This window comes from Micromonospora sp. NPDC051296 (assembly GCF_040682255.1).
In the GTDB taxonomy this organism is placed as follows: Bacteria; Actinomycetota; Actinomycetes; order Mycobacteriales; family Micromonosporaceae; genus Micromonospora; species Micromonospora craterilacus.
Window position 1 is genome coordinate 1 of sequence record NZ_JBFBAO010000183.1, and the last position, 13,562, is coordinate 13,562.

General features: G+C 73.9%; 12 protein-coding genes. 6 read left to right on the forward strand and 6 right to left on the reverse strand.

Annotated elements, in window-relative coordinates; translation table 11 throughout:
• The 4 genes from AB0M52_RS19550 to rdgB form a co-directional block, all read left to right on the forward strand.
• Positions 1-394 (forward strand): glycosyltransferase (locus tag AB0M52_RS19550; protein ID WP_363955389.1); only part of this gene is annotated, 394 nt, incomplete at its 5' end.
• Between the two features lie 38 nt (positions 395-432).
• Positions 433-1,578, forward strand: a complete 1,146-nt coding sequence (locus AB0M52_RS19555) for a glycosyltransferase (RefSeq protein ID WP_363955416.1) — start codon at positions 433-435, stop codon at positions 1,576-1,578.
• A gap of 62 nt (positions 1,579-1,640) precedes the next feature.
• Positions 1,641-2,369 carry a ribonuclease PH gene (gene rph / locus AB0M52_RS19560; protein WP_363955392.1) on the forward strand — a complete coding sequence of 243 codons (729 nt, stop codon included), beginning with the start codon at positions 1,641-1,643 and terminating at the stop codon, positions 2,367-2,369.
• Entirely contained in the window at positions 2,366-2,983 is a 618-nt protein-coding gene (rdgB, locus tag AB0M52_RS19565) for an RdgB/HAM1 family non-canonical purine NTP pyrophosphatase (RefSeq protein WP_363955395.1), read from the forward strand. Before rph ends, rdgB begins: the two co-directional genes overlap by 4 nt.
• Here the strand turns inward: rdgB and hutH are convergent.
• Genes hutH through AB0M52_RS19595 form a run of 6 tightly spaced genes read right to left on the reverse strand, consistent with a single transcriptional unit; the run spans position 2,980 to position 10,834 of the window.
• Entirely contained in the window at positions 2,980-4,515 is a 1,536-nt protein-coding gene (gene hutH / locus AB0M52_RS19570; RefSeq protein ID WP_363955398.1) for a histidine ammonia-lyase, read from the reverse strand. The two genes, rdgB and hutH, sit on opposite strands and share 4 nt — an antisense overlap.
• Positions 4,512-5,717 (reverse strand): imidazolonepropionase, encoded by a 1,206-nt coding sequence (hutI, locus tag AB0M52_RS19575; protein ID WP_363955419.1) that lies wholly within the window; start codon positions 5,715-5,717, stop codon positions 4,512-4,514. Before hutI ends, hutH begins: the two co-directional genes overlap by 4 nt.
• Positions 5,710-7,077, reverse strand: a complete 1,368-nt coding sequence (locus tag AB0M52_RS19580) for a formimidoylglutamate deiminase (protein WP_363955400.1) — start codon at positions 7,075-7,077, stop codon at positions 5,710-5,712. Before AB0M52_RS19580 ends, hutI begins: the two co-directional genes overlap by 8 nt.
• Positions 7,074-8,288, reverse strand: coding sequence for an allantoate amidohydrolase (locus AB0M52_RS19585; protein ID WP_363955403.1), 1,215 nt, complete (start codon positions 8,286-8,288; stop codon positions 7,074-7,076). Before AB0M52_RS19585 ends, AB0M52_RS19580 begins: the two co-directional genes overlap by 4 nt.
• An 11-nt stretch (positions 8,289-8,299) precedes the next feature.
• A complete protein-coding gene (gene hutU / locus AB0M52_RS19590) occupies positions 8,300-9,973 on the reverse strand; it encodes a urocanate hydratase (protein WP_363955405.1) in 1,674 nt (557 codons plus the stop codon).
• A gap of 12 nt (positions 9,974-9,985) precedes the next feature.
• Positions 9,986-10,834 (reverse strand): MurR/RpiR family transcriptional regulator, encoded by an 849-nt coding sequence (locus tag AB0M52_RS19595; protein ID WP_363955408.1) that lies wholly within the window; start codon positions 10,832-10,834, stop codon positions 9,986-9,988.
• 171 nt (positions 10,835-11,005) lie between these two features.
• Here AB0M52_RS19595 and AB0M52_RS19600 point away from each other — a divergent pair, with 171 nt between their 5' ends.
• Both AB0M52_RS19600 and AB0M52_RS19605 read left to right on the forward strand, forming a co-directional pair.
• Positions 11,006-12,286: a hypothetical protein gene (locus tag AB0M52_RS19600; protein ID WP_363955410.1), complete on the forward strand. Its 1,281-nt coding sequence runs from the start codon at positions 11,006-11,008 to the stop codon at positions 12,284-12,286.
• The gene (locus tag AB0M52_RS19605) at positions 12,286-13,407 is read left to right on the forward strand and encodes a glycosyltransferase (protein ID WP_363955413.1); all 1,122 of its coding nucleotides are present in this window, start codon (positions 12,286-12,288) and stop codon (positions 13,405-13,407) included. Before AB0M52_RS19600 ends, AB0M52_RS19605 begins: the two co-directional genes overlap by 1 nt.
• Positions 13,408-13,562 lie beyond the last annotated feature (155 nt).

Here is a 13,562-nt window from a genome sequence, read left to right on the forward strand (position 1 = left end):
CCAGCTCCTCGGCGTACGGCACGGCGAGGACCTGGCCCGCCTCTACGCCAGCCTCGACGTGTTCGTGCACACCGGACCGCACGAGACCTTCGGCCAGACCATCCAGGAGGCGCTCGCCAGCGGGGTGCCGGTGGTCGCGCCGGCCAGCGGCGGGCCGGTCGACCTGGTCACGCCCGGGGAGACCGGGATCCTGGTGCCACCGGAGGACGGCACGGCGATCGCCGAGGCGGTGGCCGCGCTGGCCGCCGACGAGCCGCGCCGGAGGGCGTACGGCGTCGCCGCCCGCGCGGCGGTGAGCCGGCGCAGCTGGACGATGGTCGGTGACGAACTCGTCGCCCACTACCGGGCCGCTCGGGCCGGCACCCCGGTCGCCGACCTGCCGGCGGCGTCGTGACCGACACCGCCGCGCCCGGATCCAGCCCGGCCCGGGCGATCGAGGAACCCTCTGGTGCACTCCGCATCGTCCGGCTGGCCAGCTTCGTCACCGGACGCTCCGGCGGGCTGCGCACCGCGTTGCAGCACCTCGGCGCGGGATACCGCGAGGCCGGCCACGACCCGGTCCTGGTGGTACCCGGCCGACGCGACGCGGACCAGCGGCATCCGTGGGGCCGGGTCATCACTCTGGCCGGCCCACCGCTGCCGCACAGCGGTGGCTACCGGTTGCTCACCAGCCGGCGCCGGCTTTCCCGGCTGCTGACCGCGCTCGCACCGGACCGGCTGGAGGTCTCCGACCGTTCGACGCTGCGCTGGACCGGGGACTGGGCGCGGGCCAACGGCGTGCCGTCGATGATGGTCTCGCACGAGTCCCTCACCGGGCTGCTCGGCGCGTGGGGCGCACCGGGCCCGCTGGGACGGCGGCTCGCCGACCGGCTGAACGCCGACACGGCCCGCCGCTACGACCGGATCGTCTGCACCACCGGGTGGGCGGCCGAGGAGTTCGCCCGCATCGGCGTGCCCAACGTGGAGCTGGTGCCGCTCGGGGTGGACCTGGACACCTTCCACCCCCGCCGGGCCGACCCGGCGGTCCGCGAACGGTACGCCGACCCGACCGAGGTGCTGCTGGTGCACTGCGCCCGGCTGTCCGTCGAGAAACGGCCCGAGCTGGCCATCGACGCGCTGGCGGAGTTGCGCCGGGCGGGCGTACCGGCGGTACTGGTGATGGTCGGCGACGGGCCACGCCGGCCCGCGCTGGCCCGGCGGGCCGCCGGCCTACCGGTCACCTTCACCGGTTTCCTGCCCGACCGGTACGGCCTCGCTGCGCTGATGGCCAGCGCCGACGTGGTCCTCGCCCCCGGGCCGGTGGAGACCTTCGGCCTGGCCGGCCTGGAGGCCCTGGCCTGCGGCACCCCGGTGGTGGTCAACGCGGCCAGCGCGCTGCCGGAGGTGGTCGGCCCGGCCGGTGTCGCCGCGTACGGCTCGGCGGCGTCGATCGCCGAGGCGGTGGGCCGGGTGCTGGCCCGGCCGGAGCAGGACCGGCGCCGGGCCGCCCGGGACCGGGCGGAGCAGTTCAGCTGGTCGGCCTCGGTGGCCGGATTCCTGCGCGCGCACGCCGCCCGGTCGGTCGTCCCACTCGGCTGAACCGGTGCCGGTCGGGGACACCGCGGGACGGTCCGATCAGGGCACCACATAGGGTGCAGGGCATGGCGCGACCTGACGGGCGGCGGCCCGACCAACTCCGACCGGTGACCCTGACCCGCGGCTGGAGCACCCACCCGGAGGGTTCGGTGCTGGTGGAGTTCGGCGCGACCCGGGTGCTCTGCACCGCGAGCGTCACCGAGGGCGTGCCCCGCTGGCGGCGGGGCTCCGGGCTGGGCTGGGTCACCGCCGAGTACGCGATGCTGCCCCGGGCCACCAACACCCGCTCCGACCGGGAGAGCGTCAAGGGCCGGGTCGGCGGGCGTACCCACGAGATCTCCCGGCTGATCGGCCGGAGCCTGCGCGCCGCCATCGACCTCAAGGCGCTCGGCGAGAACTCGATCGTGCTCGACTGCGACGTCCTGCAGGCCGACGGCGGCACCCGGACGGCGGCGATCACCGGCGCGTACGTGGCTCTGCACGACGCGGTGACCTGGCTCGCCGCGCGCAAGGCCCTCTCCGGTACGCCGGAGAAGGTGATGCACCGGTCGGTGGCCGCGGTCAGCGTCGGCGTGCTCGACGGCGAGCCGCGCCTGGACCTGTGCTACGCCGAGGACGTGGCCGCCGAGGTCGACATGAACGTGGTCTGCACCGGCACCGGCGACTTCGTCGAGGTGCAGGGCACCGGCGAGGCCGGCGTGTTCGCCCGGAAGCAGCTGGACGCCCTGCTCGACCTGGCCGTCGCCGGCTGCGTGGAACTTGCCGAGGCACAGCGAAAGGCTCTCTCCTCATGAACAAGGTGCTGCTCGCCACCCGGAACCGCAAGAAGCTCATCGAGCTTCAGCGCATCCTGGACGGCGCGCTCGGCGCGCACCGGATCGCCCTGATCGGGCTGGACGACGTCGAGGCGTACCCGGAGCTGCCGGAGACCGGGCTCACCTTCGGTGAGAACGCGCTGATCAAGGCGCGGGAGGGCTGCCGGCGCACCGGCCTGCCGACGATCGCTGACGACTCCGGGCTGGCCGTCGAGGCGCTCAACGGGATGCCGGGCGTGTTCAGCGCCCGCTGGTCCGGTCAGCACGGCGACGACCACGCCAACCTCCAACTGGTGCTCGACCAGATCGGCGACGTGCCGGACGAGCACCGTGCCGCCTCCTTCGTCTGCACCGTGGCGCTGGTGCTGCCCGGCGGCAAGGAGCACCTCGTCGACGGCCGGCAGGCGGGCCGGCTGCTGCGCGCCCCACGCGGCGACGGCGGCTTCGGCTACGACCCGATCTTCCTCGGCGACGGCCAGGACCGCACCAACGCGGAGCTGACCCCGGCGGAGAAGGACGCGGTCAGCCACCGCGGTAAGGCCCTGCGTGAGCTGGCCGGGCTGGTCGCCAAGGTGCTCCCACCCGCCGTCTAGGCGAGTACGCCTACCTCCCGCTCGATCGCCGCGCGCAGCTCCGGGCCGCCCACCACGGCGCGGGCCGCCTCCATCACCGGGGCGAGGAAGACGTCCGGGCCCGGCTCGCCGGCGATGCCGGCCAGCGCCGCGATCGCCGCCTGGCCGGCCGGCGACGGCGTCAGCGGCGCCCGCAGTTGGAGTCCGCGTACGGCGGCGAGCAGCTCGACCGCGAGCAGGCTGGTCAGGTTGTCCAGGACGGTGCGCAGCTTCTTTGCCGCGGCCCAGCCCATCGAGACGTGGTCCTCCTGCATGCCGCTGGTGGGCAGCGAGTCCACCGAGGCGGGTGCGGCCAGCCGGCGGTTCTCCGCGACGATGCCGGCGGCCGTGTACTGGGCGATCATCAGCCCGGAGTTGACCCCCGCGTCGGGCGAGAGGAAGGCGGGCAGGTCCCGGGAGCGGGTGACGTCGAGCAGCCGGTCCACCCGGCGTTCGGCGATCGCACCCACCTCGGCGGCGGCGATGGCCAGGAAGTCGGCGGCGAAGCCCAGCGGCGCGCCGTGGAAGTTCCCGGTCGACTCGACCCGGCCGTCGGGCAGCACCACCGGGTTGTCCACCACCGAGACCAGCTCCCGGCCGGCGACCGTGTTGACGAAGTCCAGGGTGTCCCGGGCCGCGCCGGCCACCTGCGGTGCGCAGCGCATCGAGTAGGCGTCCTGCACCGCGTGGGCCAGGTCGTCCCGGTGTGAGTCCATCACCGCCGAGTTCTGCAGCAGCCGGAGGATGTTCGCGGCCGAGGCGCCCTGCCCAGGGTGCGGGCGGATGGCGTGCAACTCCGGCAGGAACGGTCGCTCCGAGCCGAGCATCGCCTCGATCGCCAGCGCCGCGGTCACGTCGGCCATGGTGAACAGGTGCGCCGCGTCGTGGATCGCCAGCAGCAGCATGCCGAGCATGCCGTCGGTGCCGTTGATCAGCGCCAGCCCCTCCTTGGCGGCCAGCTCGATCGGGGTGAGGCCGGCCTGCCGCAGCGCGTCCGCGGCGGGTACCCGCTCGCCGCTCGCGCCGAGCACCCAGCCCTCGCCGAGCAGCACCAGCGCGCAGTGCGCCAGCGGTGCCAGGTCACCGGAGGCACCCAGCGACCCGTGTTCCGGCACCCACGGGGTGACGTCGTGGTTGAGCAGGTCCACCAGCGCCCCGGCGACCAGCGGGCGTACCCCGGATCGGCCCAGGGCCAGCGAGCGGACCCGCAGCAGCATCATCGCCCGCACCACCTCCCGCGGCATCGGCGCGCCCACCCCGGCGGCGTGCGAGCGGATCAGCGCGTGCTGCAGCTCGGCCCGCCGCTCGGGGGCGACAAAGGTGTTGGCGAGCGCCCCGAAGCCGGTGGAGACGCCGTAGACGGGACGGCCGGCGGCCTCGATGCCGTCCACGATGGACCGACTGGTCGCCATCGCGTCGACGGTGGCCGGGTCGAGGACGACCTTGGCGGCGCCGCGGGCCACGGCGAGCACGTCGGCGGGGGAGATCCCGGTGGGCTGGATGGTCACGGTCATTGCGGTACTCCGTTGTGCAGAACCTGGCGGATCAGGGGCACCCCGGGCCGGTAGGCCAGGTGCAGGTGGGACGGGGCGTCGAGGATAATCAGGTCGGCGCGGGCACCGGGTCGCAGCACTCCGATGTCGTCGCGGCGCAGCGCCCGCGCGCCCCCGGCGGTCGCGGACCACACCGCCTCCGCCGGCGTCATCCGCATCTCGCGGACCGCCAGCGCGATGCAGAACGGCATCGAAGAGGTGTACGACGACCCGGGGTTGCAGTCGGTGGCCAGCGCCACGGTGACCCCGGCGTCGAGCAACCGGCGGGCGTCGGGATAGGGCGACCGGGTGGAGAACTCGGCCCCGGGCAGCAGGGTGGCCACGGTCGCGGTGTGACCGCCCTCGGCGCACATGCAGTCGACCCGGGTCGACGCCAGCGCGTCGACGTCGGCGTCGGTCAGGTGGGTGCAGTGGTCCACGCTGGCGGCACCCAGCTCCACCCCGAGCTGCACCCCCGGGCCCGGGCCGAGCTGGTTGGCGTGCACCCGTACGCCCAGGCCGACGGCCTGCCCGCAGGCGAGGATCGCCCGGGCATGGTCGGCGTCGAAGGCGCCCCGCTCGCAGAACACGTCGATCCAGCGGGCGTACGGCGCGGCGGCGGCCAACATCGGCCCACATACCAGCGACACGTAGTCGTCGGGACGGTCGGCGTACTCGGCCGGCACCACGTGCGCACCCAGGAAGGTGGTTTCGTCGGTGACCTCGGCGGCGATCCGCAGCGAGCGGGCCTCGTCGGCGACGGTGAGGCCGTACCCGCTCTTGATCTCGATCGTGGTGGTGCCCTGCCGCAGCGCCTCGCCGTGCAGCCGGCGTACGGTGCCGCGCAGCTCGCTGTCGGAGGCGGTACGGGTCGCGCCGACGGTGGTCCGGATGCCCCCGCCGGTGTACGGCTGCCCGGCCATCCGGGCCGCGAACTCCGCCGCCCGGTCCCCGGCGAAGACCAGGTGCGCGTGGCTGTCCACGAACCCGGGCAGCACCGCCGCGCCGCCGGCGTCGATCCGGCGGTCGGCGGCCGGCGCGTCGGCGGCCGGCCCGATCCAGGCCACCTCGCCGTCCTCGACGAGCAGCGCGGCCCGCCGGCGGATGCCCAGCGGCCCGCCCTCGCCGGTGCCGGCCACGTTGGTGACCAGTTCACCGATGTTGTCCACCAGCAGGCTAGGCATGCTCATCGGTCACCTCCGCGATCGCCGTGGCCAGTTCCTGCGGTACGTCGACGGTCAGGTGGCGCCCGTCGCGGACCAGCACCCGGCCGTCCACCACCACCTGGACGACGTCGGCGGCGCTCGCCGCGAACCACGCGCCGGCCGGGGCCACCCCGGCGGTGCGTACGCTGTCCAGCCGCACCGTGACCAGGTCGGCGCGGTCACCGACCGCGATCCGGCCGGCGTCGGTCCAGCCCAGCGCGGCGTGCCCGGCCGCGCTCGCCGCGGCCAGCAGCTCCGCGGGGGCGAAGTGGCCGCGCCGGCGGGTACGCAGCCGCTCGTCCAGCTCCACCGCCCGGGCCTCCTCGAACGGGTCGATCACCGCGTGGCTGTCGCTGCCCAGGCTGAGCGGGATGCCGGCGCTGGCCATCCGGCGGGCCGGCCCGATCCCGTCGGCGAGGTCCCGCTCGGTGGTCGGGCAGAGGCAGACCCCGGTCCGGCTCTCCCCGAGCAGGGTCACGTCGCCGCTGGTCGGGTGGGTGGCGTGCACCGCCGTGGTGGCCGGGCCGAGCGCGCCGTGGTCGGCGAGCAGCCCGGTCGGGGTACGGCCGTGCACCGCCCGGCAGGCGTCGTTCTCGGCGGGCTGCTCCGACAGGTGCACGTGCAGCGGCGCGTCGCGCCGGTCCGCCCAGCCGGCCACCGTGGCGAGCTGCTCGGCCGGCACCGCGCGTACGGAGTGGATCGCCGCGCCGAGGCGGGCGTGCTCGCCGTCGGGGGTGAACCCGGAGACCCGCTCCGCCCAGCGCAGCGCGTCCCCGTCGCCGAAGCGCTGCTGCGGCCCGGCCAGCGGCTGGCCGTCCACGGAAGCGGTCAGGTAGCAGGTGTCCAGCAGGGTCAGCCGGATCCCGGCGTGCGCCGCCGCCTCGACCAGCGCCGCGCTCATCGCGTTCGGGTCGGCGTACGGGGTGCCGCCCGGCCCGTGGTGCAGGTAGTGGAACTCGCCCACGCAGGTGATCCCGGCCAGCGCCATCTCGGCGTACACCGCCCGGGCCAGGGCCAGGTAGGAATCCGGGTCGAGCCGGCTGGTGACGGCGTACATCTGGTCGCGCCAGGTCCAGAAGTCGCCGTGCCCGCCGTGGGTGCGCCCACGCAGCGCCCGGTGGAAGGCGTGCGAGTGGGCGTTGGCCAGCCCCGGCAGGGTCAGCCCGGGCAGCCGGACGGCGTCGGTCAACACCTCGACCCCGGCGTCCGGCCGGCTGCCCGGGGTCAGCGGCGTGACGCCGGTGATCCGGTCGCCGACCGTCTCGATCAGCACGTCCGGGGTCGGCTCGGCGTGCTCGGGCAGCCAGGCGTATTCGGCGAGCCAGCGGGTGGAGGTCACGTCAGTTCCTCCAGCACCCGGGCCAGGGCGGTCACCCCGGCGGCGCAGTCGGCGTCGGTGGCCGACTCGGCGGGGGAGTGCGACACCCCGGTCGGATTGCGGACGAAGAGCATCGCGGTGGGTACGTGCGCCGCGAGCACTCCCGCGTCGTGCCCGGCACCGGTGGGCAGCACCGGGGCGTCCAGCAGCCCGGCCAGCCGGTCGGCCAGCCCGCCGTCGAACGACACCAGCGGCGTCGCCGACTCCTCGGTCAGCGTGACCTCTGTGCCGTCCCGCCGGGCCCGCTCGGCCACCTTGGTCCGCACCGCCTCGACCAGCCCGGTCAGGGTGTCCGGTTCGGCGGCCCGGGCGTCCAGCCACCCGGTCACCCGGGACGGGATCGCGTTGGTCGCGTTCGGCTCCACCGCCACCCGACCCACGGTGGCGTGGGCGTCGCGCAGCCGGGCCTCCTTGTTCGCCGCGAGCACCGTGAACGCGTACGTCAGCATGGGGTCGCGGCGGTCGACCATCCGGGTCGTACCGGCGTGGTTTCCCTCGCCGGTGAAGTCGAAGCGCCAGCGGCCGTGCGGCCAGATCGCGCTGGCCACCGCGACCGGCGCGGCCTGGTCGACCAGCGCGCGGCCCTGCTCGACGTGCAGCTCCACGAAGGCGGCGATCCGGCCGAGCAGCGCCGGGTCGGCGCCCGCCGGCCGGTCACCCAGCGCCTCGGCGAAGCTCACCCCGGCCGCGTCCCGCAGCCCGCCCGCCCGGTCGGCGGCGATCTGCCCGGTGAGCAGCCGAGACCCCAGGCACGGTACGCCGAACCGGGCCCCCTCCTCCTCGACGAACGCGCCGACGACGAGTGGCCGGGTCGGTGTGACGCCGGCCGCACGCAGCTCGTCCACGGCGAGCCAGGCGCTGACGATGCCCAGCGGCCCGTCGTACGCCCCGCCGTGCGGCACCGAGTCGAAGTGGCTGCCGGTCAGCACCGCGTCCCCGGCGTCCGGGTCACCCCACCAGGCGAACAGGTTGCCGTTGCCGTCGGCGACGACCGGCATGTCGCGCAGGTCGGCCTGCTCCCGGAACCATTCCCGCAGCCGCAGCTCGGGCTCCGTGAACGCGTAGCGCAGGTAGCCGCCGCTGCGGTCGTCGCGCCCGATCGGGGCGATCTCGTCCCACAGCTTCCGGAACCTGTTAGGAAGGGACCCTTCCTCTACCGTATGCGTTAACAAGGGGCCCTTCCTTACTCCGCCATGGGGACGCGGACGCCGGTGCGGGTGGCGACCTCGCGGGCGTCGTCGTAGCCGGCGTCGACGTGCCGGATCACGCCCATCGCCGGGTCGTTGGTCAGCACCCGCTCGATCTTCTGCCCGGCCAGGGCGGTGCCGTCGGCCACGCAGACCTGCCCGGCGTGGATGGACCGGCCGATGCCGACCCCGCCGCCGTGGTGGATGGAGACCCAGGACGCCCCGCTGGCGGTGTTGACCAGCGCGTTGAGCAGCGGCCAGTCGGCGATGGCGTCAGACCCGTCGGCCATCGCCTCGGTCTCCCGGTAGGGGCTGGCCACGCTGCCGCAGTCCAGGTGGTCCCGGCCGATCACCACGGGCGCGCTCAGCTCACCGGAGGCGACCATCTCGTTGAACCGTACGCCGGCCTTGTCCCGCTCGCCGTAGCCCAGCCAGCAGATCCGCGCCGGCAGGCCCTGGAAGGCGACCCGCTCGCCGGCCAGCCGGATCCACCGCGCGAGGGACTCGTTCTCCGGGAACAGCTCCAGGATCGCCCGGTCGGTGGCAGCGATGTCGGCCGGGTCGCCGGAGAGTGCCGCCCACCGGAACGGGCCCTTGCCCTCGCAGAACAGCGGCCGGATGTACGCCGGCACGAAGCCGGGGAAGTCGAACGCCCGCTCGTACCCGCCGAGCTTCGCCTCGCCCCGGATCGAGTTGCCGTAGTCGAACACCTCCGCACCGGCGTCGAGGAAGCCGACCATCGCCTCGACGTGCTTGGCCATCGACGCCCGGGCCCGGTCGGTGAACTCGGCCGGCTTGGCCGCCGCGTAGTCCCGGGCGTCGTCCAGCTCGATTCCCTCGGGCAGGTACGACAGCGGGTCGTGCGCGCTGGTCTGGTCGGTGACGATGTCGATGGCGACGCCCCGGCGCAGCAGCTCCGGGAAGATCGTGGCGGCGTTGCCGACCACGCCGACGCTCAACGCCCGGCGGTCCCGCTTCGCCGCGAGGACCCGCTCGACCGCGTCGTCCAGGCTGTCGGCGATCTCGTCCAGGTAGCGGTCGTGCACCCGGCGCTCCAGCCGGGTGCGGTCCACGTCCACGATCAGGCAGGCGCCGCCGTTCATGGTGACCGCGAGGGGCTGCGCCCCGCCCATCCCGCCGCATCCGCCGGTCAGCGTCAGCGTGCCCGCCAGGGTGCCGTCGAACCGTTTGGTGGCGACCGCGGCGAACGTCTCGTACGTGCCCTGGAGGATGCCCTGGGTGCCGATGTAGATCCACGACCCGGCGGTCATCTGCCCGTACATGGTCAGGCCGAGCTGCTCCAGGCGGCGGAACTCCGGCCAGGTCGCCCAGTCGCCGACCAGGTTCGAGTTGGCCAGCAGCACCCGGGGCGCCCACTCGTGGGTACGCATCACCCCGACCGGGCGGCCCGACTGCACCAGCATGGTCTCGTCGTCGCGCAGGTCGGTCAGCGTCCGCACCAGGGCGTGGTACGACGGCCAGTCCCGGGCCGCCTTCCCGGTGCCGCCGTAGACGACCAGGTCGTCGGGGCGCTCGGCGACCTCCGGGTCGAGGTTGTTCATCAGCATCCGCAGGGCGGCCTCCTGCGGCCAGTTGCGGGCGGTGCGCTCGGTGCCGCGGGCGGCACGAACGGGTCCGGTGCCGCGGGCGGCCTGGCTGGATTGCGTCATGGCGGTCTCCTCCTAACCGAGGAACAACTGTCGACGGGTGGCCGAGGCTTCGAACGCCTCCAGCCGCCGTTGGGTCTCGGCCGGGGCGGCGTCGCAGATCGCCTGGAGCAGCACCATGGCCAGGGTCATCGGAGCGGTGTGCAGGTCGAACACGAGCTGCGCGCCGACCGCGGCGGGCAGCACCACGTCGGCGTGCTCGGTCGCCGGGCTGACCGGCGAGTCGGTGATCGCGACCACGGTCAACCCGGCGTCGCGGGCGGCGCGCAGCGCGTCCAGGGTCTCCCGGGGATAGCGGGGCAGCACGAACGCCAGCAGCGCCCGTGCCCCGGCCTCGGTAGCCTGCTCCAGGCGGTCGGTGAGCAGGCTGCCCCCGTCGTCGAGCACCCGCACGTCGGGGTGCACCTTGGCGGCAAAATAGGCGAAGTACGCGGCGAGCGGCGCGGCGGCGCGCAGGCCGAGCACCGGCAGTGGCCGGCTGGCGGCCAGCAGCCGCCCGGTGTCGGCGATCCGTTCCCGGTCGGCGAGCTGCTCGGCCAGCCGGTCCAGGTTGCCGATCTCGGCGCGTACCGCCTGCTGGAGTTCGTTGCCGGCGGTGGCCGGGCCGGGTGCGGCGGCGGTGAGCTCGCGCAGCCGGCGACGTAGCGCGGGGTAGCCGTCGTGGCCCAGCGCTACGGCGAACCGGGTGACCGACGGCTGGCTGACCCCGGCCAGCTCGGCGACCTCGGCGGCGGAGAGGTAGCCGATGGCGGCGGCGTGCTGCACCAGGCAGTGCGCGATGCGCCGCTGCGTCGGGGTGAGCCGAACCCCGTCGAACAGGCCGACGACCCGTTCGGTCGGCACGATGGCAGCTCCGTCATTCACTCCGTGACTCTATGCATAAAAACTTTCATCAGGCAAGTGTCCCCTCGTCTCCCCAGTGGACCCGACCTGAGCTGCGGGTTCGATTCGACCACGGTAGGGCGGCGACCGGTGGGCAGGACAACGTGCGGCGGCTCGATAGGATCCGCACGGCGGTCGAGCAGAGGAGTTGCCATGCAGCCGGACGGCCCCTACCGGTACACCCACCTGCTGGGCGGGTCGCCGGTCGGCAAAGCATGGGCGGCCCTCGATGAACAGGGCCGCTTCGTCACGGTGGCCGTCCTGGACGCCACGGTGGCGGCCACCGAAGGCTGGCGGGAGGCCTTCGCGGGGACGGTGAACTCGTTGGCGCAGGGGCCTGCCGGCCCCGCCTTCGTGTACGCGGACTTCTCCGCCGCCGCGCCCTGGGTCGCGTACCCGGCGGAAGCGGGTCCGGCGGCCGAGAAGCTGTTCCAGGCGCTGGGGGTGGAGTACACACCGACCCCGACGTCCGCCCCACCGACCTCTGCTCCGCCGGTCTCCGCCCCGCCGCAGCCGGTGTCCGGGGCGCCCGAGCCGACGTCCGGCCCGCCGCAGGCGTCCTGGACGGTGCAGGCGAACTCGATCCCCGGCCAACCGGCACCCGCCGCCCCGCATCCGATCTCGGGCGCTCCGGCCTCGCCGGCCGCACCGTCCCCGTACCTCCCGGTCGCACAGATCTCTCCGGCCGACGTCCCGCCCAGCGATCCGTTCGCATCGTCCGTCCGCCGCATCGCACCCTCCGGGCCGCCCCGCCGGCGGACCGGGCTCTGGATCGGTGCGGCCGCACTGGTCCTGGTGGTGCTCGTGAGCGTCGGTGCCGTGGCCCTCCTGTCGGACTCGGACGATGACCCCGCGACGCCGGCGGCGTCGGCCCCCACCACCGTGGCACCGCCGGCGTTGCCGACGGCACCGCCCCAGTCGCCCGGAATCGAGCCGCCGAAGCCCGGCGCGTGGCCGACGCAGTGGCCGAGGTTCACCGAGCGGGACCAGGTGCAGACGTTGTCCGATCTAGAGGGGCTCGACTTCCCGGTCAAGGTTCCGGGGGGCTGGAAGTGCACGCTCGCCGCCCAGGCCGACGGGTACGTCAGGTACAACTGCGGCAACTCGGCGACGGGCGACCAGGAGACCGGTGGCGAGTTGATCGTGCGGGACTGCCCCGAGCCGTGCAACGAACAGTGGCAGAACGCCATGCGCGCGGTCGAGGAGGCCTGGGGCGCGCAGTGGATCCGTAGCGGCGAGCACGCCAGCTACGCGGAGCAGATCATCAAGGTCGACGGTGCGGAGCGGCACGGACTGGTCGTCGTCGCCTACTTCCGCAGTGGCGAAGCCGGGCTGATCAACCGCCAGGTCGTGGTCCGGATGACCTCTCCGGTTCCCGAGGCCTACCAGTTGCGCCGCTTCGCCAGCTACATCCGAGACGTCGTCGTCTTCTGATGAGTCTCACCTCGTCCACACCCGATGCCGCGGTCAGGCCGCTCGCCGACCACTCCGTCGCGTTGATCCACGAGTGGTTCGGCGCCACCGGCGGTTCCGAGCAGGTCTTCCTGAGCATCGCCGAGGTGGTGCCGCACGCGGACCGCTTCGTCCTCTGGAAGGACGACGACGCCACAGTGGACCAGGATGTCCACGAATCCTGGCTGGCCAAGACTCCGTTGCGGCGGAGCAAGGCCCTCGCGCTTCCCCTCATGCCGTTGACCTGGCGGACGCTGACCCGCAAGAAGTACGACTTCGTCATCTCGTCGAGCCACGCCTTCGCGCACACCGTCAAGATCGGCGACCCGGACCAGACCCGCCACCTGAGCTACGTGCACTCGCCCGCCCGCTACGTGTGGAGCCCGGAACTGGACCAGCGGGGCGCCAATGCCGTGCTCGCGCCGATGCGCGCCGTACTCCAGGCCGGAGACAAGCGACTCAGCCGGCATGTGCACAGCTACGCGGCGAACTCCCTGGAGGTGCAGGCACGGATCCGCCGCTACTGGGGACGCGACGCCAGGGTGATCAACCCGCCGGTGGAGGTGGACTACTTCGGGGCTGCCCCGCCGCAGGTGCGCGACCAGGACCGCCGCTACCTGCTGGGCGTGGGCCGCTGGATCCCGTACAAGAACTTCGACCTGATGATCGAGATCGCCGCGGCGGCCCGCCTGCCACTGGTGATCGCCGGCGGCGGGCCCGAGGAGGAGAACCTGCGTCGACTCGCCGCCCGCGTCGACGTGCCGGTCGAGTTCGAGTTCCGGCCGTCGAAGGAACGGCTCCGCGAGCTGTACTGGGGTGCCGTGGCACTGCTCTACCCGGCGCTCGAGGATTTCGGCATGATTCCGGTGGAGGCGCAGGCCTGCGGTACACCGGTGGTGGGTTGGGCCCGCGGCGGGCTGCTGGAGACCGTGGTGGCGGGCGAGACCGGCTTCCTCCTCGACGCCACCGACCCGACCGCGTACGTGGACCCTGTCCGGCGGGCGGCGCAGCTGTCCATGCCGGCGATGCTGACCAACGCCCGACGGTTCACTCCGCAGGTCTTCCAGGCGAACATCGCCGCCTGGTTGGCCGACGAGGCGTAGCCGAGCTGGAGATGACTTATGGTGACGGCGCCAGTGCCGGAGCAGGCCCGACCCAATGATGTCCCGGTCCCGAACGTGCTGATGTTGGGCACGGCCGAGTGGGACTCCCCGATCGCGACCAACCAGCACTACGTCGCGCGGGAACTCGCCCGCAC

Bases quoted from the DNA above. Each gene is read 5' to 3' on its own strand.
- rph (WP_363955392.1), top strand. From the start codon at position 1,641: ATGGCGCGACCTGACGGGCGGCGGCCCGACCAACTCCGACCGGTGACC.
- rdgB (WP_363955395.1), top strand. From the start codon at position 2,366: ATGAACAAGGTGCTGCTCGCCACCCGGAACCGCAAGAAGCTCATCGAG.
- hutH (WP_363955398.1), bottom strand. From the start codon at position 4,515: ATGACCGTGACCATCCAGCCCACCGGGATCTCCCCCGCCGACGTGCTC.
- hutI (WP_363955419.1), bottom strand. From the start codon at position 5,717: ATGCCTAGCCTGCTGGTGGACAACATCGGTGAACTGGTCACCAACGTG.
- hutU (WP_363955405.1), bottom strand. From the start codon at position 9,973: ATGACGCAATCCAGCCAGGCCGCCCGCGGCACCGGACCCGTTCGTGCC.
- AB0M52_RS19600 (WP_363955410.1), top strand. From the start codon at position 11,006: ATGCAGCCGGACGGCCCCTACCGGTACACCCACCTGCTGGGCGGGTCG.
- AB0M52_RS19605 (WP_363955413.1), top strand. From the start codon at position 12,286: ATGAGTCTCACCTCGTCCACACCCGATGCCGCGGTCAGGCCGCTCGCC.